Annotated in this window: 17 protein-coding genes; 12 read left to right on the forward strand and 5 right to left on the reverse strand. The window is 66.3% G+C overall.

Annotation, left to right across the window (positions count from 1 at the left end; all coding sequences use genetic code 11):
* Positions 1–116 precede the first annotated feature (116 nt).
* The gene (locus tag J3E64_RS07850) at positions 117–479 is read right to left on the reverse strand and encodes a response regulator (protein ID WP_253341778.1); all 363 of its coding nucleotides are present in this window, start codon (positions 477–479) and stop codon (positions 117–119) included.
* A 64-nt stretch (positions 480–543) separates the two neighbouring features.
* Between J3E64_RS07850 and J3E64_RS07855 the strand changes: the two genes are divergently transcribed.
* From J3E64_RS07855 to J3E64_RS07875, 5 genes are read left to right on the forward strand one after another with little or no spacing between them, the layout of a single operon-like run.
* Positions 544–831, forward strand: coding sequence for a DUF3572 family protein (locus J3E64_RS07855; RefSeq protein WP_253341780.1), 288 nt, complete (start codon positions 544–546; stop codon positions 829–831).
* Positions 828–1481: an HAD family hydrolase gene (locus J3E64_RS07860; protein WP_253341782.1), complete on the forward strand. Its 654-nt coding sequence runs from the start codon at positions 828–830 to the stop codon at positions 1479–1481. Before J3E64_RS07855 ends, J3E64_RS07860 begins: the two co-directional genes overlap by 4 nt.
* Positions 1478–1942, forward strand: coding sequence for a RidA family protein (locus tag J3E64_RS07865; protein WP_253341784.1), 465 nt, complete (start codon positions 1478–1480; stop codon positions 1940–1942). The genes J3E64_RS07860 and J3E64_RS07865 overlap by 4 nt, the downstream gene beginning before the upstream one ends.
* Positions 1923–2648 (forward strand): glycerophosphodiester phosphodiesterase family protein, encoded by a 726-nt coding sequence (locus J3E64_RS07870; RefSeq protein ID WP_301287180.1) that lies wholly within the window; start codon positions 1923–1925, stop codon positions 2646–2648. Before J3E64_RS07865 ends, J3E64_RS07870 begins: the two co-directional genes overlap by 20 nt.
* Positions 2641–3774: a GNAT family N-acetyltransferase gene (locus tag J3E64_RS07875; RefSeq protein WP_253341786.1), complete on the forward strand. Its 1134-nt coding sequence runs from the start codon at positions 2641–2643 to the stop codon at positions 3772–3774. The genes J3E64_RS07870 and J3E64_RS07875 overlap by 8 nt, the downstream gene beginning before the upstream one ends.
* A gap of 1 nt (position 3775) precedes the next feature.
* Here the strand turns inward: J3E64_RS07875 and J3E64_RS07880 are convergent, their stop codons facing one another.
* A complete protein-coding gene (locus J3E64_RS07880) occupies positions 3776–4072 on the reverse strand; it encodes an SEL1-like repeat protein (protein ID WP_253341788.1) in 297 nt (98 codons plus the stop codon).
* Between the two features lie 229 nt (positions 4073–4301).
* On the opposite strand from J3E64_RS07880, the gene J3E64_RS07885 reads away from it, so the two are divergent.
* Positions 4302–5573, forward strand: a complete 1272-nt coding sequence (locus J3E64_RS07885; protein ID WP_253341790.1) for a multidrug effflux MFS transporter — start codon at positions 4302–4304, stop codon at positions 5571–5573.
* A gap of 38 nt (positions 5574–5611) precedes the next feature.
* Here the strand turns inward: J3E64_RS07885 and J3E64_RS07890 are convergent, their stop codons facing one another.
* Positions 5612–7192, reverse strand: coding sequence for an amino acid permease (locus tag J3E64_RS07890; RefSeq protein ID WP_253341792.1), 1581 nt, complete (start codon positions 7190–7192; stop codon positions 5612–5614).
* A 145-nt stretch (positions 7193–7337) separates the two neighbouring features.
* Here J3E64_RS07890 and pgeF point away from each other — a divergent pair, with 145 nt between their 5' ends.
* The 3 genes from pgeF (at position 7338) to J3E64_RS07905 (ending at position 11859) form a co-directional block, all read left to right on the forward strand.
* Positions 7338–8099 (forward strand): peptidoglycan editing factor PgeF, encoded by a 762-nt coding sequence (gene pgeF / locus J3E64_RS07895; protein ID WP_253341806.1) that lies wholly within the window; start codon positions 7338–7340, stop codon positions 8097–8099.
* Positions 8100–8181: 82 nt separating this feature from the next.
* On the forward strand, positions 8182–9723 hold the full coding sequence (locus J3E64_RS07900; RefSeq protein ID WP_253341808.1) for a right-handed parallel beta-helix repeat-containing protein: 1542 nt from the start codon (positions 8182–8184) through the stop codon (positions 9721–9723).
* A 126-nt stretch (positions 9724–9849) separates the two neighbouring features.
* Positions 9850–11859 (forward strand): TonB-dependent receptor, encoded by a 2010-nt coding sequence (locus J3E64_RS07905; protein ID WP_253341810.1) that lies wholly within the window; start codon positions 9850–9852, stop codon positions 11857–11859.
* Between the two features lie 124 nt (positions 11860–11983).
* Here the strand turns inward: J3E64_RS07905 and J3E64_RS07910 are convergent, their stop codons facing one another.
* Both J3E64_RS07910 and J3E64_RS07915 read right to left on the reverse strand, forming a co-directional pair.
* Positions 11984–13819 (reverse strand): gamma-glutamyltransferase family protein, encoded by a 1836-nt coding sequence (locus J3E64_RS07910; RefSeq protein ID WP_253341812.1) that lies wholly within the window; start codon positions 13817–13819, stop codon positions 11984–11986.
* The gene (locus tag J3E64_RS07915; protein ID WP_253342313.1) at positions 13819–16860 is read right to left on the reverse strand and encodes a TonB-dependent receptor; all 3042 of its coding nucleotides are present in this window, start codon (positions 16858–16860) and stop codon (positions 13819–13821) included. The genes J3E64_RS07910 and J3E64_RS07915 overlap by 1 nt, the downstream gene beginning before the upstream one ends.
* A 764-nt stretch (positions 16861–17624) precedes the next feature.
* Between J3E64_RS07915 and J3E64_RS07920 the strand changes: the two genes are divergently transcribed.
* From J3E64_RS07920 to J3E64_RS07930, 3 genes are all read left to right on the forward strand, one after another.
* On the forward strand, positions 17625–18212 hold the full coding sequence (locus J3E64_RS07920; RefSeq protein WP_367398614.1) for an RNA polymerase sigma factor: 588 nt from the start codon (positions 17625–17627) through the stop codon (positions 18210–18212).
* The gene (locus J3E64_RS07925) at positions 18148–19116 is read left to right on the forward strand and encodes a FecR domain-containing protein (RefSeq protein WP_253341816.1); all 969 of its coding nucleotides are present in this window, start codon (positions 18148–18150) and stop codon (positions 19114–19116) included. Before J3E64_RS07920 ends, J3E64_RS07925 begins: the two co-directional genes overlap by 65 nt.
* Positions 19117–19178: 62 nt before the next feature.
* Positions 19179–21059: a gamma-glutamyltransferase family protein gene (locus J3E64_RS07930; protein WP_253341818.1), complete on the forward strand. Its 1881-nt coding sequence runs from the start codon at positions 19179–19181 to the stop codon at positions 21057–21059.
* The last annotated feature ends 18 nt before the right edge of the window (positions 21060–21077 follow it).

The raw sequence follows: 21077 nt of genomic DNA on the forward strand, positions 1-21077 counted from the left end.
GAGCGCCGCGCCCTTGTGATGCGGGGGGTGTCAGACAAGGATGACGCAACGGCGTCGCGACCATAAAATTTATGTGAAATCTGAATGACGTACCGGTTAAATGGATTGCCGGCCCGTTACAGCAGCGCGTTGACCTGTTCGACGAAGCGCAGCACGGAAATGGGCTTTGACACATAGGCCTGCGCCCCGGCGCCGCGAATGCGTTCCTCGTCGCCCTGCCCGGCATAGGCCGTCACCGCCATGATCGGGACGGCCGACAATAGGTCGTCGGCCTTGAGCGAGACGATCAGGTCGAATCCGCTGACATGGGGCAGATGGATATCCGTGATAACCAGATCCGGCAGGAAGGCGCGCGCCTGCGCCAACACATCCCGTCCATCCCGCAGCGGCAACACCTCATGCCCGTGCGCGCGGAGCAGATCGCAAAAAAGTTTGAGGTTGAGTTCGTTGTCCTCGACAACGAGCACGCGCTTTGCCACCAGTCACTCGCAATTCAAGAACAAGCGGCGTCCCATCGGCGCCGCCCCGCCGCCGGAACCCATCATGCGACCCCAGGACCCGAATGGCAAGCCGGATAGCAGGGAGGAGGCCATGCTGCTGGCGCTGCTCGCACTGGGCTGGACGGTTTCGGACGGTGCCCGGGCCGACCGGCTGCTGGCGCTGACCGGCCTGGACGCGGCGGCCTTGCGCGAAGGGGTGGACCGACCGGCCGTCCTGGCCGCCGTGCTGGGCTTCCTGGCCGACCATGAGCCCGACCTGATCGCCTGCGCCGCGGCGATCGATACCAGTCCAGCCGCACTGATCGCGGCGCAGGAGATGTTGACCCGATGACCCGCCCCCTGATCATCACAGATTGCGACGAGGTGCTGCTGCACATGGTCGTGCCGTTCCGCGAGTGGCTGGACGAGACGCATGACGTCCATTTCGACATGCACGAACGCGGGTTCGGCGAAGCCCTGCGCCACAAGGACAGCGGCGAACCGCTGGAACGCGCGCTGGTATGGGAATTGCTGCTCGGCTTCTTCGAAACCGAAATGCATCGGCAGGCACCGATCGACGGCGCGGTGAACGCGCTCCATCGGCTATCCGACATGGCCGACATCGTGGTGCTGACGAACATCACCGAGCGTCATCATCAGGCGCGGATCGCCCAGCTGGCCGGGCACGGGCTCGACATCCCGGTCTTCTGGAACCAAGGCGGCAAGGGACGTCCGCTCGCGCAAATCATGGCTGACCGGGGAGCGCCGACAGCCCTGTTCATCGACGATCTGGCCGAGCATCATCATTCGGTCGCGACGCACGCCCCCGGAGTCTGGCGGCTGCACATGGTCGGCGAACCGGCGATCGCGCCGGGTGTCGCGCCCGCACCCTATGCCCATGCCCGCATAGACGACTGGGCGACGGCGGAAACCTGGATCGCGCAACGACTGGCCGAGGGGCCGGCCCCCACTGACAGCATCTGCACAGGAGCCACCACATGAACATCGAAGCCCGTCTCGCCGAACTCGGCATCACCCTGCCCCAGCCCGCCGCGCCGGTCGCCGCCTATGTTCCCGCCGTGGAGGCAAACGGCCTGCTGCACATCTCCGGGCAGATCGCGCTTGCGCCCGACGGGCTTATGACCGGCCGCCTGGGCGAGGATCGCGACCTGGCCTATGGCGTGGCCGCCGCCCGCGTCTGCGGGCTCAACCTCATCGCGCAGATGAAGGCCGCCCTGGGCAGCCTCGACCGGGTCGAACGGATCGTGAAGCTGGGGGCATTCATCAGCAGCACGCCCGACTTCACGGACCAGCCCAAGGTCGCCAACGGTGCGTCGGAACTGATGGTCGACATTTTCGGCGAGGCCGGGAAGCATGCGCGCAGCGCGGTGGGCGTACCGGTGCTGCCGCTGGGCGCGGTAGTCGAAATTGACGCGATCGTCCTTGTCCGGCCCGCGGCCTGACCGGGCGTTCCTGACGGCGCGCCCCTTCGCCCATCGCGGGCTGCACGGGCCGTGCGCGAGCGAGAATGGCATGGCGGCCTTCGATGCCGCCATCACGGCCGGTTTCGGCATCGAATGCGACGCACGGGCAAGCCGGGACGGCGTTGCCTTCCTGTTTCACGATGCCGGGATGGCACGGATGACCGGACGCGACGACAGGATCGCGGCGCTGGATGCCGTCGCGATCGACGCGATCACCCTTCCCGACGGCGGCACGATTCCGCGTCTGTCCGGGCTTCTTGCCCGCTGCGGCGGACGGGTGCCGCTGCTGGTCGAGATCAAGGCGCCGGATCGGCAAGTGGGGCCGCTGTGCATGTCTGTCGCGCGCGCGGCCGACGCGTGGCCCGGGGCGCCGGTTGCCGTCATGTCCTTCAACCCTGCGGTCGGTCGCTGGTTCGCCCGGCACCGGCCAGCCACGGTTCGCGGCCTGGTCGTGACGGCGCAGGGCAAGGGCGTGCTGCGCGGGCGGGTCGAACGCACCCTTGCACTTTTGCTGGCGAAACCCGATTTTCTGGCCTGTGACATTCGTGACCTCCCCTCCTCCTTTACCCGGCGCGCTCGTGCCCGGGGCCTGCCGGTGCTGAGCTGGACGGTGCGCACCGATGCGGAACGTGCCCGGGCCAGCGTGCATGCGGACCAGATGATTTTCGAGCGGCCGCATGACTGAGGTCGTGGCGCGGGTCGTATCGGGTGTCGCGGATCTGCCCCGCGCACAATGGGATGCCTGCGCCGGGCAGGCCAATCCCTTCGTCTGCTGGGATTTCCTGGCCGCGCTCGAAATGTCGGGCAGCGTCGGCGGATCGAGCGGCTGGCAGCCGTTGCCTCTGGTCATCGACGGAACCGACGGCGCCATCGTCGCGGCTGCGCCGCTCTATGCGAAGAGCCATAGCCAAGGCGAATATGTGTTCGACCATGGCTGGGCCGATGCGTGGGAACGGGCCGGCGGGCGCTATTATCCCAAGATCCAGGTTGCGGCCCCCTTTTCGCCCGTGCCCGGACCGCGCCTGCTGCTGCGCGAAGCCGGCATGGCGCCGGCCCTGATCGCCGGGATCGAAACGCTGGTCGAACGCAACGGGCTGTCGTCCGCCCATGCGACATTTGTCGCGCCCGATCAGATCGCGATGTTCGAAGCGGCAGGCTGGCTGATCCGGGAGGACAGCCAGTTTCACTGGACGAACCGGGGATATCGCGATTTCGACGATTTCCTGTCCGCCCTGTCGAGCGAGAAGCGCAAGAATATCCGCAAGGAACGGCGTCGCGCGGTCGAGGGTCTGGACATCGTGCATATTTCCGGCAGCGACCTGACCGAAGCGCATTGGGACATATTCTGGGAATTTTATCAGGATACCGGCGCGCGCAAATGGGGGCGGCCCTATCTGACCCGCGCGTTCTTCTCCCTGCTGGGCGAACGCATGGCCGACCGGATATTGCTGATGCTGGCATTGCGGGACGGACGGGCCATCGCAGGGGCGCTCAACCTGATCGGCGGCGATGCGCTATATGGCCGCTACTGGGGCTGCGTCGAGGAGGTGCCCAACCTGCATTTCGAACTATGCTATTATCAGGCGATCGACGTCGCCATCGCACGCGGGCTCGCACGGGTGGAAGCCGGGGCGCAGGGCAGCCACAAGCTGGCGCGGGGCTATGCCCCGGAACCGACATGGTCGGCCCATTATATTCCCGATGCCGGCTTTCGCCGGGCCGTATCCGATTTCCTGGCGGCCGAACGGTGCGATGTTCAGCGCGATCGACAATGGTTGTCGGAACGCACGCCGTTCCGGAAGGACGGTTAGGTCAGGCGGCGCGAACCTGGGTCGCGGCGATCCAGGCGCGCGCCTGGCGCTGGGCCTCGACTATCTCGCGCGCGGTCATTTCTTCCGCGATCTCCGCGCGCATCGACTGGCCTTCCTCGCTGCCGCGCCACGCGGCCAGATTGAACCATTTATGCGCTTCGATCAGGTCGATCGGCATCCCGCCCGTGCCGCAGCTATAGGCAACGCCCAGGTCGAAACAGGCTTCCGCCGATCCGCCCGTCGCCCGCGTCATGCGGCTGTCCATCAGAAACTGTGCGCTCTTGCTGCTGTTGCCCATGTTCGTTCCCCTGTTTTCTCCGCTAACTCAATGGACGGATGATCCCTTGCCAATTCACGAAGGACAGGGTGGACCGGCACGGGATAAGAAATGGTTAACGCCCAGGCGACAAATCGCGCGCTCGCCGTGGCCAGCCGTGCTGTCTGACGGTTAACGGTCGGCGGGGATGTCGGGGCGACGATCAGATAAGGGCTGGTGCCACTGCGCCATTACGCCCATAGCCCGGCCAATGTCGTCTCCCTCCCCCACCGGCGCGGCCGCAGCCAAGGACATCGGCTTTCGCGAGTTCGTCCTGCTCTGCGCCTGCCTCATGGCGATGAACGCCCTGTCCACCGACCCCATGCTGCCCGCGCTTCCGGCGATCGGCCGGGACCTGGCCATTCCCCACGCGAACGACAGACAGCTCATCATCAGCCTCTATTTCCTGGGCCTGGGGGCAGGATCGCTGCTGTTCGGCGTCCTTTCGGACCGATTCGGGCGCAAGGCGGTGCTGGCCTGCTCGATGACGCTGTTCGTCCTCGCTTCGATCAGTTGCGCGGCCACGCCCAGTTTCGCCATGCTGCTCGTCAGCCGGGCCTGCGCCGGTTTCTTTGCCGGAGCGAGTCGCGTGATCACGGTGAGCATCGTGCGCGACCGGTTTCACGGGGACGCGATGGCACGGGTCATGTCGCTGATCTTCGCCGTATTCATGCTGATTCCCGTAATGGCTCCCAGCTTCGGGCAGTTGATCCTGTGGCTGGCGCCGTGGCGCTGGATTTTCTGGATCTTATCAATTCAGGCCAGCCTGATCCTGATCTGGATGCTGCTACGCATGCCGGAAACATTGCCGGCGGATCGCCGGATGCGCATTACTCCGCGCACGCTGCTCGCCACCGTCGCGCTCGTCATGCGCACGCGCAGCTCGATCGGCTACATGCTGGCGAGCGGCATCGTGTCGGGCGGCCTCATCGGTTTCCTGCTGTCGGTGCAGCAGATTTTCTTCGACATATTCGGGGCACAGCGCTTCTTCCCCATCGGCTTCGCGATGATCGCGGGGGCCATGGGTATCGGCAGCCTGATCAACAGCCGCCTCGTATCCCGATTCGGCGCGCGGCGATTGAGTCAGGGCGCGCTGATCGGCTTCATACTGATCGCTCTCGTCCATGCCGGCTTGATCCTCCTGAGGCTTGAGACCTTGCCGACCTTCGTCCTGCTTCAGGCCATGACCATGATGACGGTTGCGTTTACGGCCGCCAATTTCAGCGCGATCTCCATGGAGCCCTTCGCCCGCGGCGCAGGCATCGCGTCGTCCTTTCAGGCGTTTCTGACAACGGCCCTGTCGACCATGCTGGGCACTCTGATCGGGCAGGCCTTCGATGGCAGCACCTTGCCTTTGACGGTCGGCCTGTTCGTCTACGGGCTCCTGGCGTTCGTCGTCATCATCTGGGCCGAACGCGGCAGACTGTTTACCCGGCCCCACAATGCCGCGCTGCGCGACATCGAATTCGAAGCGATGCATTAAAAAAGACGGGGCGGTTTCCCGCCCCGTCTTGCAGTCGGTCAGGCGTCCTTGCCGCCCGGCGTATGCGCACCCGGCAGCGGCGGCACGGGCTGCGGCGGCGTATCGCTGTCGTCCTCGTGCACGTCGATGATGCCACGGCCCACATAGCTGCGGTTGCGGCTGTAGACGAAATATACGACCAGGCCGACCGCCGCCCAGCCGACGAACATCAGCTTGGTTTCGATCCCCAGGCTCCAGAACAGGTAGAGGCAGCCGATGATCGCGACCGGTGCGGTGACCATGATCGCCGGCGTGCGGAAGGGACGCTTGCGGGCGGGGTCGGTCCGGCGCAGCACCATCACCGCGATCGACACGGCGGCGAAAGCGAACAAGGTGCCGGAATTGGAGATGTCCGCCAGGATGCCGACCGGGAAGAAGGCCGCGAACAATGCCACGAAAATGCCCGTCAGGATGGTGATGACATAGGGTGTCCGGTAGGTCGGATGTACCTTTGAAAAGATTTCGGGCAACAGCCCGTCACGGCTCATGACGAAGAAGATGCGGGTCTGGCCGAACATCATCATGAGGATGACCGACGGCAGCGCCAGGCCCGCAGCGAGGCCAAGCAGGTTGCCGATCTGCGGCCACCCGATTTCCCGCAGCGTCCAGGCCAGCGCTTCCTTGGAGCAGGTCACGGCTTCGGCACCGGCGGCGGCCAGCGCGGCGCATTGCTGCGACAGTTCGGTCGAACCGGGAGCCAGCGCGATGCCGCCCTGCGCGATGGGAATGCCGCCCGCAGTGACCGGCTGTGCACCGACCGTGCCGATCACGCCAGCGGCGACCAGCATGTAGAAGACGGTACAGACGGCAAGCGAACCGATCAGGCCGATCGGCATGTTGCGTTGCGGGTTCTTGGTTTCCTCCGCCGCGGTCGACACGGCATCGAAGCCCACATAGGCGAAGAAGATGGAGGCCGCCGCCGCCGAAATGCCGGAAAAGCCCAGCGGGGCGAAGGGGCTGAAGCCGTCCATGTTCATCACCGGGACCGAAAGGACGATGAACAGCGTCAGCGCCGACACCTTGATCGCAACCAGCACGGCATTGACCGTCGCGCTTTCCTTCGTGCCGATGACCAGCAACCAGGTGACGAGCGCCGCGATCAGCATCGCGGGCAGGTTGACCACGCCGCCGTCATAAGGCCCGCGCGTCAGGAAGTTGGGAATGTCGATATGAAATGTATGTTCGATAAGGCCCACGACATAGCCGGACCAGCCGACCGACACGGCGCCCGCTGCGACCGCATATTCCAGGATCAGCGCCCAGCCGACCATCCAGGCGATGAGTTCGCCCATCACGGCGTAGCTGTAGGTATAGGCGGAGCCCGAAACCGGCACCATCGCTGCCATTTCCGCATAGCAGAGCGCGGCCACAGCGCACACGAAGCCGGCAATGACGAAGGAAAGCATCATGCCCGGCCCCGCCTTCTGCGCGGCTTCCGCCGTCAGGACGAAGATGCCGGTGCCGATGACGGCGCCGATACCCAGCATGGTGAGCTGGAACGCGCCCAGCGAGCGATGCAGCGATTTTTTCTCGGCCGTCGCCAAAATGGCGTCGAGAGGCTTTACGCGCCCGAATATCATGAAGACCTCTTTTTCCCTTAGCGCGACGCGCCGACGGACGCGCCTCTTTTGCTTATGGGAGGGGGAGACTATCGCCTAATCTGCGTCGCGCAAGTATGTTGCGCGGCAATGACATGATTGACGGACTGCCCCGAAGGGAACGCATGTGATTGAATTGTTGAAGGCGCGGGCGCTGGCGGACGTTCCGCACGGCTTTGCGGGACGCCGGGGCGGCGTGTCGACCGGCCTGTATGCGGGGCTGAATGTCGGACTGGGGTCCGACGACGATCGCGCGGCCGTATCGCGCAACCGGGACATGGCGCGGGATGGGCTGATGCCGGGCGGCACGCTGGTGACCGTGCGGCAGGTTCATTCGCCAGACGTGGTGACGGTCCAAGACCCGATCGCGGAGGCCGACCGGCCCGCCGCCGATGCCATGGTGACGGACCGGCCGGGCCTGCTGCTGGGCATATTGACGGCGGACTGCGTGCCGGTGCTGCTGGCCGATGCCGACGCGGGCGTCATCGGCGCGGCCCATGCCGGCTGGAAAGGCGCGATTGCCGGGGTCACCGAAGCGACCGTCGCGGCAATGGCGGCACTGGGCGCGCGGCGGGACCGCATCGCCTGCGCCATCGGCCCGTGCATCGGCCGCGCCTCCTATGAGGTGACGGCCGAGTTCGCACGGCCGTTCGAGGCGCAGGATGCCGACAATGCCCGCTTCTTTGCCGAGGGACGTCCCGGGCATCTGATGTTCGATGTGGGCGGCTATGTCGCGTCGCGGCTTGCAACTGCCGGAGTGGCCCGGATCGAAATGCTGGACGAGGATACCTATGCGCAGCCCGGGCGCTTCTACAGCTATCGCCGCTCCTGCCATCGCGGCGAACCGGGCTATGGCCGGCAGATTTCGATGGTGGGACTGCCGGGCTGAAGCGCAGGACCGGCGCACTTCAGCGCGCGTTCAGTCCGATGGGGCCATTCTGTCTTGTCATAGCCTGCGGAGACTTTGCCCCTTGCCATCCCTCGTCCGGACTGCCCTTGCCTCCATCCTGCTCCTTTCGTCGGGCACCGTCGCGGCGGCGCGCGCCGAAACCTATTATGTGGACGCGCTGAGCGGCAATGATCGCGCCGACGGCACGGCGCCCGGGCGGGCGTGGCGCACCCTTGCAAAGGTCAATGGCTTCGCGCTCCGCCCGGGCGACACGGTGCTGCTGGCGGCGGGATCGGTCTGGACGGAGCCGTTGACGATCACGCGGTCCGGCCGGGCCGGCGCGCCCGTGGTCGTCGCCGCCGCAGGCGGCGGCCCCCGCCCGCGGATCGACGCGGGCGGCGTATCATCCCATGCGGTGGGCATCATCAATGCGGAATATGTGACCGTCAGCGGGCTGGAGCTGACCAACGCCGCGGCGACCCCGGCCCCGCGTTATGGCGTGCTCGTATCCGCACAGGATCGCGGGGTCACGCGCGGCATCCGCGTCAGCGACATGTATATCCATGACATAAGCGGGACGAACAGCCGCAAGGACAATGGCGGCATCGTCTTTCGCGCCGTGGGCCAACGGCTCCCCACGCGCTTCCTGGACCTGGCGATCGAACGCAATATCATATGGCGCGTGGACCGGTCGGGCATCGCCGGAATCAGCGACCGCATATCCGTCAGCGACTGGTTTCCCAGCGAACAGGTCGTCATCCGCGACAACCTGGTCGAGGATGTCGGCGGCGACGGCATCGTTCCGCGCGGCACCGACGGCGCGCTGATCGAACATAATATCGTCCGCTATGCCGGCAGCCGGGCGCCCGGCTATAATGCGGGCATCTGGCAATGGAGTACGGACAACAGCCTGATCCAGCTGAACGAGGCGGCCTACACCGTTACCCGCTATGACGGTCAGGGGTTCGATTCCGACTTCAACTCTCGGCGCACCACGCTGCTCTACAATTACAGCCACGACAATGCGGGCGGCTTCCTGCTGATCTGTTCACCGCGCAGCAACGACACGGACAATCTGGGCAATCGCGGCACGGTAGCGCGCTATAATGTCAGCCGTAATGACGGCAGCCGCATATTCCAGCTCGCCGGCAATGTGTCCGACGCGCTGATCGAGCGCAATGTCGTCCATGTCGGGCGTGACAGGGACGTGCAGATGGTCGTGGCGACCGAATGGGAAGGATGGGCCCACGACGTGCGTTTCGCCGACAATGTGTTCAATGTCGCGGGCACCGCCCGTTATGGCAGCGAAAGCGGTCGCAACGGCCCCGACTATCTGATCAGCGCGGGTTTCGCGCCCGCCCGGTTCATCCGCTTCAGCAACAACGATTATTTCGGCAATCATGTCGACCAGCCGGACGATGCGGCCCTTCCCCTGCCCGCCGCCTATGTGCAGTCGGAAGCGGCCTGGGCCATTCCCGTATTCGACCCGTCGAGCCCGGACGGCTTTTCCGAATTTCTGACGCGGCACCGCGCCTGGATGCTGACCATGCTCGCCCGGGAACTGAGCGCGCCGGTCAATCTGCGGCAGGCACGGCGCATGTCCCTGTTCGAAGCGCGGCGCTAGACCGACGCACAGGCTCCACCGAAGGGATGCGACGTCGGCTCGGCCTCACGAGCGGTTGCCGTTTCAGGTAGCGGTCGGCCCCTTTCCGTTTGAAACGGGAAGGGGGGAGATAATAAGGGGCGTGACATGAGAATCCTTTTGCCTGCCATTTTGATCGCGGTACCGGGCACGGTGTTGGCACAGACGCCGGACACCGGCGACGATTCCCGCGTCCTTGTCGTGACCGGGCAGGGACTGGCGCTGCCGCCGGGCACGCCCGCCTATGGATCGGTGACGATCGACCGCCAGCGGCTGACCGACACCGCGTCCGGACGGATGGAAAATGTGCTGGGCGACGTCGCCGGTTTCCAGCAGTTCCGCCGGTCGGACAGCCGGTCGGCCAATCCGTCGGCGCAGGGTGCGACGCTGCGCGCGCTGGGCGGCAATGCGTCGAGCCGCGCGCTGGTGCTGCTGGACGGCGTGCCGGTGGCGGATCCGTTTTTCGGCTACATCCCCTTTTCCGCGCTGGTGCCCGACCGGCTGTCGGTCGTGCGAGTGACGCGCGGCGGCGGCGCCGGGGCGTTCGGCGCGGGCGCGGTCGCGGGCACGGTCGAACTGGCGAGCGCGACGCGCGCCCAGCTGCCCGATTTTTCCGGGAGTGCCCTGTATGGCAGCCGCGACGCGACCATATTGTCGGCCAGCGTCACGCCCGACCTGGGCGGCGGCTATGTGTCCGTGTCGGGGCGATGGGACCGGGGCGACGGATTCTGGACCACGCCCCGCGACCAGCGTGTAGCCGCCAGCGTACCGGCGGCCTATGATGGCTGGTCGGCCAATCTGCGCGCGGTCGCACCTCTGTCGGCGAATGCCGAGGTGCAGGTGCGCGGCACGCTGTTCCGCGACACGCGCACGCTGCGCTTCAAGGGTGCCGATTCGGCCAGCGAGGGGCAGGATGCCAGCATCCGGCTTGTCGCGCGCGGCACATGGCAGGTCGACGCGCTGGCCTATGTCCAGGTGCGCAACTTCTCGAACATCGTCATATCGTCCAGTTCCTTCCGCAAGACGCTGGACCAGCGCAACACACCCTCGACGGGGTTGGGCGGCAAGATCGAGCTGCGCCCGCCGGTCGGCGACGCCCATATGCTGCGCATCGGCGTGGATACGCGCTTTGCCCGGGGCGACATGTTCGAGGACGCCTATGATGCCGGCGCCGCCGCCAATCCGGTGACCCAGCGCCGCCATGCGGGCGGCAGGCAGGAAACGAGCGGGCTGTTCGCCGAGGATGACTGGACCATAGGTGCGCTGGTCCTGACCGGCGGGGTCCGGGCGGATCACTGGTCGATCGGCGACGGCTTTTACCGCGCCCGGTCCGCCGCCAATGCGGCGATCGCCGACCGTGCCTATGCCGATCGGTCCGACTGGCAGTTTTCCGGGCGCGCGGGCGCCCTGCTTCACCTGTCCGACGCGGTGGCGCTACGCGCGGCGGGCTACACCGGCTTTCGCCTGCCCACGCTCAACGAACTCTACCGCCCCTTCGTGGTCTTTCCCGTCACCACCAACGCCAATCCGGCGCTGGAGCCCGAAAAGCTGAAGGGCGTGGAGATGGGCGTCGATGTCCACCCCGTGCCGGGCGTGACCGTTGGCGCGACCGCCTTCTACAACCGGCTTGACGATGCCATCGCAAACGTCACGATCGACGCGAAAACGCGCGAGCGCCGGAATGTCGACCGCATCGTGGCGAAAGGCGTGGAACTGACCGCCAGCGCGCGATCCGGTGCCTTCCTGCTGTCGGCATCCTATGCCTACAGCCACAGCATCGTCCATACCCCGGGGCAGCCATTCGACGGCCTGACCCCCGCGCAAAGCCCGCGCCATAGCGCCAGCGCCACATTCGCCTGGGCGCCCGAGGGGGGGCCGTCGCTCTCCACCACGCTACGCTATGTGGCGAAGCAATATGAGGACGATCTGCAAAGCGACGTGCTGCCCGACGCGCTGACGCTGGACGCGACCGCGCGCCTGCCACTCGGCCTTGGCATCAGCCTGATCGCACGGGGCGAAAATCTGTTCGACGAAACCGTGGTCACCCGCAATTCGGGCGGGTCGATGGATTTGGGCACGCCGCGCACAGTGTGGATCGGCATCAGCTTTGCCGGCTGACCCAGTATATCATGGAAACCGCCGACATGCTGCGGCGTCTGGCGCGCATGGGCCTTGGCCTCGACAAGAGGCCGGGAGGGGCATGTGAAAGGATGGGCGGGCCGACCGACCCCGCCCGCCATCGTCAATAGCCCACCGCATAGCCCATGCGGCGCGGGTCGCTGCCGGCCATGCGGGCGCCCGATGCGTCGACCAGCACGCCCTGGATGCTGCCGATGGCGAAGGGGCTGACCGTCGCCACCTTATGCCCCATGGCAGTCAGCGCCTGCGTGACGGCGGGGGCGAAACGGCTTTCCATCTGCACGGCGATCTGTGCGCCCGGCTTGTAGAAGCTGGGTTCGGCGTCGAGGGCGAAGCGCGGCGCCTCGATCGCTTCCTGGATCGGCATGGCGCGGTCGATGACGTTGACGAGGAACTGGAACTGCGTCTGGCCGATCGTCTCGCCGCCGGGCGTCCCGCACACCAGTTTGAGCCGGCCCTTTTCCAGCACGATGATGGGGCCGTTGCCCAGCAGTGCGCGCTTGCCCGGTGCGGCACGGTTGGGATGGCCGTCATAGGGCGCGGTCGACCCGGTGCGCAGGCCGTTGTTGCACAGCAATCCCGTGTCGCCCATGATCACCGACGTGCCGAAACCGCCGCCGACCGTGGTCGTGACGGCGACGGCGTTGCCGTCGGCATCCACCACCGACAGGCTGGTCGTGTCGCCGCCGCGCGACTGTTCGTCGGCCAGCGCCAGCACCGGCGCGCGGCCCGCCATGGCGATGTCGGCGCCCTGCGGAAAGGCGATGGCACGGGCGCGGTCGATGATCGCCCTGCGCTTCGCCGCGAAATCCTTGGACAGCAGGGTGTCGACCGGCACCTTCACGAAGCGGGGATCGCCGGCATAGCGATAGACATCGGCCTTGGTGACCTTGATCGCCTCTATCAGATAATGGGTGAGCAGCGGATCGGTAGCTGACAGCGCGGCAAGGTCCCAGCCTTCGACGATATTCAGCTGTTCGCACAGTTCGAGCCCGGTGCGCGATGTCAGCGGGCTGCAATAGACGTCGAGGCCGCGATAGCCGGTCGATACCGGCGCTTCCCATATCGGCTTGTAGGCGGCCATGTCCGCCATGCGCAGCCAGCCGCCGTTCGCCTCCGAAAAGCGGCTCATCTCACGCGCGACCGGGCCGGTATAAAAATGGTCGTAGGCAGCCATCAGCGCCTTGTCGCGGCTGGCCCCGCCCTTGAGCGCGCGCGTTTCCGCATCGGCGAGGCCCTGAAGCGTGCGCGACAGCGGCTCGTTGCGGAAGATGGCACGAGGCGGGGGCGGAGCGCCGCCCGGCAGGAAGACGGCCGCGCTGGTGGGATAGCGCGCCAGCACCGCCTGCTGCCGCCGGATGAACATGGCGATGGACGCATCGAGCGGATGACCGTCGCGCGCGTAGCCGATGGCCGGTTCGAGCAGCGCGGACATGGGCAGCCGGCCGAATTTGCGCGCAAGTTCGATCCAGCCGCCAAAGGCACCGGGCACCGTCACCGCCTTGTGCCCGCTGTCCAGTTCCCCGGGGTCGACGTCGGGATCGAAAAGACCCGGCGCGCCGCCGGTGAAGGCGAGCGAATGGACCTTCCCCGCCTTCCGGTCGAGACAGGTGGCAAAGCCGTTACCCGCCGCGCTGGAGGCCCAGGGTTCGACGACGTTCATGACCGCCATCGCGGCAACTGCGGCATCGGCCGCGCTGCCGCCTTGCAACAGCATCCGCGTCCCCGCCATCGCCGCGAGCGGGTGTCCGGCGGCCACGCCGCCGTGGGGCATGGGCACTTCGACCCGGTGTGCCCGGACAGCGGCGGGCGCGCTGCGCGGGGCGTCGGGCGCGCGCGTGCCCGACTGGGCGAAGGCCGATGCGACCGGCAGGCCGAGCGCGGCCCCGGCAAAACCCGCCGCGATCAGTTCGCGGCGGGCAATTCCGTCTTCCTGCATCAGAAGCTCTTTTTGATGCTGGTGTACCAGTAGCGGGCTTGCGGCTGATACAGGCTCGACAGATAGCCGCTCGATGCCAGCGGCGGGTTCTTGTCGAAGATGTTGCGGGCGCCGATGGTGATCGCCGTGTCGTTCAACATGCCCTGGTCGAACTTGTAGGTGGCATAGAGGTTGACGGTGGTCTGCCCCTTCACGACGAAGTTGTTCCCCGCCGCATCGAATACCCCGTTCTGGTAGACGTCGGAGATGAACTGGGTGAAGGCACCGATCCGCACCGGGCCGTAATTCCACGTCAGGTTGCCCGAAATCCGCCAGCGCGGCTGGCCGTCGCGGCCGACAACGTCGCCGCCGCCCGATACCGGCACCGCCCCGTTGATCGTGCCGTCCGCCTGGCCGTCGATCACCGCCTGGACCGCGGCGGGCGCGTCCACCTGATATTTGATGAGGCGGGCCGCGTTCACGTTGAACGAGAAATCGCCGATAGTGCTGGTGTGCAGGCGATAGTCGAGATTGAAATCCAGACCGTCGACCTGGATCGGCAGCAGGTTCTGGAACGGCGCGGTAACGTAGAGCAGTTCGCCCACCGGCGCGAGACCGGTACCCCGCACCAGCTCAATGTCGTCGGCGGTCGGGTCGCGGCGCACAACGGCCGGGTTGCTGCTGCCCTGCACGCGCAGCAGATAGTCGAGGTTGAGCGCGTTCTGATAGTCCAGCAGGCCCACGACGCCCTTCTGCTTGATGCGCCAGCGGTCGACGGTGAAGGTGACCGCGCCCCAGCCTTCGGGCAGCGGCGGCTGGAACACCGCGCCGAAATTCCAGCTGGTCGATTCTTCCGGCTTCAGGTTCGGGTTGCCGCCCGAACGGCGCAGCACCGATACGGGGCGGGCGCATTGCGAGAAGCTGCTGATGCGGCCGGCGCGCAGATCCGCTTCGCAGAGGATATATTCGGTGCCGCCGTTCACGCGGTCGAGCGTGGCGGTGTTGAGCACTTCGAGGTTCGGCGCGCGGAAGCCCTGCGACCAGGAACCGCGCAGGCGGAAACCCTGCAACAGGTCCCAGCTCGCCGCGATCTTGGGCTTCGCCACGTCGCCGACATCGCTATATTTCTCGTACCGGCCCGCAATCTGTATGTCGAACGAACGGAACATGGGGATTTCCATGTCCGGGCTGACCAGCGGAATGGCGAGTTCGGCATAGGCCGACCACACCTTGCGGTTGCCCTTCACGTCCGGGCTGGGGCTGGCGCCCATCAGGTCCGATCCGTAGAAGGTGCCGGTGACGGCGTCGGTATAGGTGGTGTCGACGCCCAGGATGCCGCCCTGGCGCGGATCGCGATCATCCTTGTAGGTTTCGCGGCGGAATTCGACGCCGGTCGCCAGGCCTATGCTGTTGCCGCCCCACAGGCCGAGCAGGTCCGCATTGGAAATCTTGAGGTCCCAAAGCGCCAGCGTGGTCTTGTTGCGGCGGGTCGCCTGGATGCGGAAGCTGTCGATGATGGATTGATCGTTGGGCGTGCAGTCGCCGACCGCCGGCGTGTCGATGCAGCCGCCGTTGAAGGGGTTATAGGCGTCGGGCGTCGTCTTGTTGATCGCCGCCTGCAACAGGGTGCTGGACGTCCCGTCCATCGTGTCCTTCACCGTCGCCCAGGTATAGAGGCCGGCCGATTCCCAGTTCCAGTCGCCGAAGTTGCCGCGCAGGCCGCCCAGGAAGCGATATTGATAGTTGGTGACATTCACCGACTTCCTGCCCGCATCGACATAGTTCATGCCGCGGATCGTGACCGGCAGGCCTTCGTCGGGAACGCCGACCAGGCCCGGCAATCGGTTGGGGTTGACCGACCCGTCGGCCAGCAGGGTGGGGCCGAGCGGGTTCCAATAAGCATTGGCCGCCACGGTGATCGGGATGTTGGAGAGCGACCCGCCGCTGCCGATATAGGCTTCGGTCTTGCCTTGGTAGAACCCCAGCTCGCCAAAGAAATCGAGATTGTCGGTCAGTTCATAATTGATGAAGCTGAACAGGTTGATCCGCTTGACCGATGGCTGGGTCGTCAGGTCGGTGAAGGTCTGGTTTGAGTCATATCGCAGGTTCGAATCGACGCTCGCCATCTGGGTGGCGCCATTCCCATCGTCCCAGCACATGCCCGCCGTCATCGCCGCAACCTGGCAGCCGGCGTTGGTCGATGGCTGGATGTGGAACTGGCGCGAGATATTGGTCAGCGCGACGCCATTGCTGGTGATGATGCCCGAACCGCTTGCCTGGAAATTGCCCCAGGGGGTGCTGGTCGACGTGCCATTGAACGACGCATTGCCTTCGAACGGCGTGCCCACGACATAAGGGCGGCGGTCCAGATTGGCGGTATAGTCCTGATCGCTCAGATACAGCTTCGACTTCTGGGCATAGCCGCCATAGAGCGAGATATTGCCCCGCCCGCCGCCGAAGTTGAACCCGACCAGGCCGTTGATCGTGAATTCCCGCAGGTTGGTGCTTTCCGCCCCGCCATATTGCGCGTCAAAGGTGGCACCGGTGAAATTGGATTTGAGCACATTGTTGACGACACCCGCCACCGCATCCGATCCGTAGAGCGCGGCCGCGCCGTCGCGCAGCACTTCGACCCGCTCGATCGCGCCGACGGGGATAGTGTTGGCATTGAAACCGAAAGTGGGCACGCCGGAATCGACGACGCCGGTGATCGCCTGCGACGTCGGGTGCAGCACGGTGCGGCGGCCGTTGATCAGCAGCAGCGTATTGCCCTGGCCCAGCCCGCGCAGCGACACGGTGGACACGTCGCCGCGCGCCGCGTTGCCCGAACCGCCGCCCAGCACCTGTTCGTTGAAGGTCACGCCGCCCAGTTGCGGGATGGAGCGGAACAGGTCGGCGCCCGAGACGGCGGCGACCGCATCCACCTGCTCCTGGCCGACGACGCTGACGGGCAGTGCGCCGGTGGTCTTGGCGCCACGGATCTGGGTGCCGACGACGACGATTTCGGCGCCGTCCTCACCCTGCGGTTCGGCCGGCAGCGGGGCGGGCGCGGCATCCGACATGGTGCCCCCGCCGACCTGCATTTCGGCAAAGGCGATGGGGCGCATGGCGGCGGTATCGCCGCGCGCGGCGGTCAGGCTGCGGTCGCGCAGGGTGACGACATCGTTGCGATCGGACCCGATCACCAGATCGGTGCCGCGAATGATGCGCCGAAGCGCCTGCCGCGCGTCATAGGCACCCTGAAGCCGGGGCGTGCGCGTATTGCGCAGCTTCTTCGACGGGGCGATGATCTGCAGGCCGCTTTGCAGGGCAAAGGACGGCAGCACGTCGGCGGCACGCCCTTCCGGCAGGTCGAAATTGCGTTGCTGCGCCATGGCGGTCCCGCCCGCGAGCGCAAGTGCGCTCGTGCCGGCCAGCACCATCGCCACAAACCTGAAACTGGTCATCTTCTCGTTCCCCCACTTGTCGCCCCGCAGGGCGAGCGCCACCGTGCAGCGCGCGGCCCTCGCCGCGTGCCGGTCACCCGTTCGAAAAAAATCCCACTGCTTCGCGCCGGCTCGGTCGGGCCGGCTTGCATGCCCTTCCGGCTTCGTCTGTTCGAAAGCCTCAGCATCCTCCCCAAACCGGCGGCGCATCGCCACCGATCATGATTGGAAAGACACGGCCGGAGGAAATATCCGCCATCGCGACCGTCATATTTTTTTCATGGTGGAATTTCGGCGCCCTCACGGCGGATTCGCCGCGCCGCTTCGTTGACAAAGGGGATCTTTTTTGAGGAAGGGATCGACCGATTCAGGAAAGCAGAGCCTTCTGGCTGGCACGCCATATATGTCCGCATGAACCGGCGTTGCGACGCTGGCTGGCGGGGCGTATCCAGCATGGCTTCCTGATCGATGACGTCGTGCAGGAAACATATGCCAAGCTGGCCAGCCTGCCGGCGGTCGACCATATCGAAAACCCCCGCGCCTATTTTTTCCGCGCCGCGCTGTCGGTGGTGGCGACGGAAGTGCGCCGCGCGCCGGTCGTGTCGATGGAATCGCTCAGCGAGATCGAGCGCCTGAGCCTCAAGGCCGAGGACCTGCCCCCCGACACCCAGGCGGAACAGAGGGAGGAGTTCCGGCTGGTCGCGGATGCCATCGGGCGGTTACCGCCAAAATGCCGCGAGGCTTTCGTGCTGCGCAAGGTCCAGGGCCTGTCCCAGCGCGAAACCGCGCAAAAGCTGGGCCTTTCGGAGAGCACGGTGGAAAAGCATGTCGGACGGGGAATCCGGCACCTGATAAATATTTTCGGACGTGGCGGAAAATCGGACCATGTCGCGTCTAATGTCCAAATCCCGGATCCGGAGCCATATGACAAGCAGGGAAAGCAGTGCGGAGATCGAGCGGCAGGCTGCCATCTGGGCGGCCCGGCTTGACGCACGCGCGCTGACCTCCGCCGAACAGGCGGAACTGGATCATTGGCTGGCGGGCGACAGCCGCAGGCTCGGCGCGTGGGCGATGGCGCGGGCCGCGCTGGCGCGCATCGAGATGGCGCGGGAAGAGTATGATCCGTTGAACGCTTTGCCGGTGCAGGCCCCCGCCATCGTCACCCGGCGGCGCATGTTGTGGGGCGCCGGCGCGGCGCTGGCGGCATCGGCGGTCGGCGCGGTCGGCATCGGCCTGCTGGGCCGGGGGCTGCATTACATGACCGGCAAGGGCGAAATGCTGCGCATCGCCCTGTCCGACGGCAGCATCGTCAACCTGAACACTGCCAGCGGCATCGACGTCCGCTTCACCGCCGAACAGCGCACCATCGTCCTGCGCGGGGGCGAAGCGCTGTTCGACGTGGCGAAGGACCCGGAAAGGCCCTTTGTCGTGGTGGCGGGCGACGCCCGGGTCCGCGCCGTGGGCACGGCCTTCACCGTTCGCCACGAAGACAGCAGGCCGGTCGACGTGATCGTCAGCGAAGGCGTGGTGGAAGTCAGCCAGGCCGCGGCCGCCACGCCGGTGCGCGTGTCCCAAGGGATGCGAGCGGTAGTCGATCCTAGTGCGCGCGCGCCGATCGAGACGGCGACCATTGCGCCCGATGCGATCGAGCAGGAACTCTACTGGCGCGACGGAAAGATCGCATTTCGCGACACGACGCTGGCCAGCGCGGCCGCGCAGTTCGCGCGCTACAACGACGAACGCATCGTCATTGCCGACCCGGCGCTGGCGGAGGAAACCATAACCGGCCTGTTCGTAGCCAACGACCCGCGCGGCTTTGCCGAGGCGGTGGCGGAAAGCCTGGGGGTCGTGACGCGGATGGAAGGCAACCGGATCATATTGAGCCCGACCTGAACCTTCGGGTCGTTCCATGCACTTTTCCCGCGCGACAGGCGCGGGGACAGGGAGAACCATAGATGAAGCGAGAAGACCCGATTTCGGGAATGAGCCGTCGTGCCCTGGGCAAATGGGCGGTCGCCGGCGGCACGGCGATGGCCGCCGGCCTGCCGCCGGCACCCGCGGCGACCGCGCAGACGGCGCCCCCGCCTGAACCCACGCGTCTGAAAAGCGCGGGCGAAACGCTGCGCCCGGAAATTGTCGGCAATTTCGGCATCGTCGCCGCCGGACGCCACTATGCCGTCGCGGCGGGCACCCGCATCCTCATGGCGGGCGGCAATGCGACGGACGCGGGCGTGGCCGCCGTGTTCGCCGCGGCCGTTACCGAGATTTCCCATTTCGGATTCGGCGGCGAGGCGCCGACGATCATCTATGACAGCAGCGCAAGAAAGGTGTCGGTCATCAACGGACAGGGCACCGCGCCCGCGCTCGCCACGCCGGACAAGTTCGCGAGCCTGGGCATGATCCCGGGCAACGGCCCCAATGGCGGCACCATTCCCGCCATGGTCGACGCCATGGCCCGCGCCTTGCAACTCAACGGCACGATGACGCTGGATCAGGTGATGCAGCCGGCGATCGAGCTGGCCGACGGTTTCGTGATGTACAATTTCCTGGCCGAGGTGTTCGTCAGCCAGCAGAAGGCGACGTCCAGATACAAGACCGCCTACGACACCTATTATCCGGGCGGAAAGCTGCCGAAAACGGGCGAGATATTCCGCCAGCCCAACCTCGCGCGGACGATGCGCACCATCGCGGCGGCGGACAAGGCGGCGCTCGCCGCGGGCAAGGACCGCAAGGCCGCGATCCAGGCCGGGCGCGATGCATTCTACAAGGGCGACATCGCCCGCACCATCGGCGCGGCGATGGAAGCCGACGGGGGGCTGATGCGTTATGAGGATCTGGCCCGTTACCAGGGCAAGGTGGAAGCGCCGCTGACGGCGGACGTATTCGGCTATACCGTGTGCAAGGGCGGGTTCTGGAGCCAGGGGCCCGCGCTGCTGATCGCGCTCAACATCGCCGAGGCGGCGGGCATCGCGTCGATGGAACCGGGCGGCGAGGATTATCTGCATACGCTCGCCGAGGCGATCAAGCTCGCCTTCGACGATCGCAACGCCTATTTCGGCGACCCTGATTTCGCAAAGGTGCCCGCCAGGGCGCTGCTGTCGAAGGCCTACGCCGCACAGCGCGCCAAGCTGATCGGCCCGCGCGCATCGCTGGAACATCGCTATGGCGACCCATGGGCGATGGAAGGCGGCAAGCGGCCGACTCCCGCCTTCATGCCGCACATGCTGAAAAGACCGCCGGTCCCGACCGCCGATACCACCGCGATCGAGGTGGTGGACAAGGCCGGCAACCTGTTCAGTTGCACGCCCAGTTCGGGCTGGCTGCTGGGCGGCGCCTATATCGCGGGCGAAACCGGCGTGCCGATGAGCAACCGCATGACCGTGTTCGACCTGGACCCGGAAAGCCCCAATGTGCTGGCGCCGGGCAAGCGGCCGCGTACCACGCTGTCGCCCGCCATGGTACTGAAGGACGGCGCGCCCTATCTCGCCATCGGGACGCCGGGCGGCGACAACCAGGACCAGCAGATCATGAACGTGCTGCTGCGCGTGCTCGCCTTCGGCCAGCCGCTCCAGGCGTCGATCGAGGCGCCGCGCGTCAATTCCAACCATTTCCACGGCTCCTTCGCGATCAAGAAGGACGAGCCGGGCGTGCTGGAGATAGAGGATCGCGTGCCGCAGGCCGTGCGCGACGGGCTGACCGCGCGCGGGCACAGGCTGGACGTTGTGGGGCCGTTCGGCGTGTCCACCGGCATTGTCGCGGCGGGCGTGGTGCCCGGAACCGGCACGCTGCGCGGCGGCGCGGACGTGCGCCGCGAACGATATGTCTTTGGCTGGTAAGCGCTTTCCCGGGGGAAT

This window comes from Sphingobium sp. OAS761 (assembly GCF_024168485.1).
Taxonomy (GTDB): Bacteria; Pseudomonadota; Alphaproteobacteria; order Sphingomonadales; family Sphingomonadaceae; genus Sphingobium.

Excerpts from the sequence above, each read along its gene's own strand:
- J3E64_RS07855 (WP_253341780.1), top strand. The coding sequence starts at position 544 with ATGCGACCCCAGGACCCGAATGGCAAGCCGGATAGCAGGGAGGAGGCC.
- J3E64_RS07860 (WP_253341782.1), top strand. The coding sequence starts at position 828 with ATGACCCGCCCCCTGATCATCACAGATTGCGACGAGGTGCTGCTGCAC.
- J3E64_RS07865 (WP_253341784.1), top strand. The coding sequence starts at position 1,478 with ATGAACATCGAAGCCCGTCTCGCCGAACTCGGCATCACCCTGCCCCAG.
- J3E64_RS07875 (WP_253341786.1), top strand. The coding sequence starts at position 2,641 with ATGACTGAGGTCGTGGCGCGGGTCGTATCGGGTGTCGCGGATCTGCCC.
- J3E64_RS07880 (WP_253341788.1), bottom strand. The coding sequence starts at position 4,072 with ATGGGCAACAGCAGCAAGAGCGCACAGTTTCTGATGGACAGCCGCATG.
- J3E64_RS07885 (WP_253341790.1), top strand. The coding sequence starts at position 4,302 with ATGTCGTCTCCCTCCCCCACCGGCGCGGCCGCAGCCAAGGACATCGGC.
- J3E64_RS07890 (WP_253341792.1), bottom strand. The coding sequence starts at position 7,192 with ATGATATTCGGGCGCGTAAAGCCTCTCGACGCCATTTTGGCGACGGCC.
- J3E64_RS07905 (WP_253341810.1), top strand. The coding sequence starts at position 9,850 with ATGAGAATCCTTTTGCCTGCCATTTTGATCGCGGTACCGGGCACGGTG.
- J3E64_RS07910 (WP_253341812.1), bottom strand. The coding sequence starts at position 13,819 with ATGCAGGAAGACGGAATTGCCCGCCGCGAACTGATCGCGGCGGGTTTT.
- J3E64_RS07915 (WP_253342313.1), bottom strand. The coding sequence starts at position 16,860 with ATGTCGGATGCCGCGCCCGCCCCGCTGCCGGCCGAACCGCAGGGTGAG.
- J3E64_RS07925 (WP_253341816.1), top strand. The coding sequence starts at position 18,148 with ATGACAAGCAGGGAAAGCAGTGCGGAGATCGAGCGGCAGGCTGCCATC.
- J3E64_RS07930 (WP_253341818.1), top strand. The coding sequence starts at position 19,179 with ATGAAGCGAGAAGACCCGATTTCGGGAATGAGCCGTCGTGCCCTGGGC.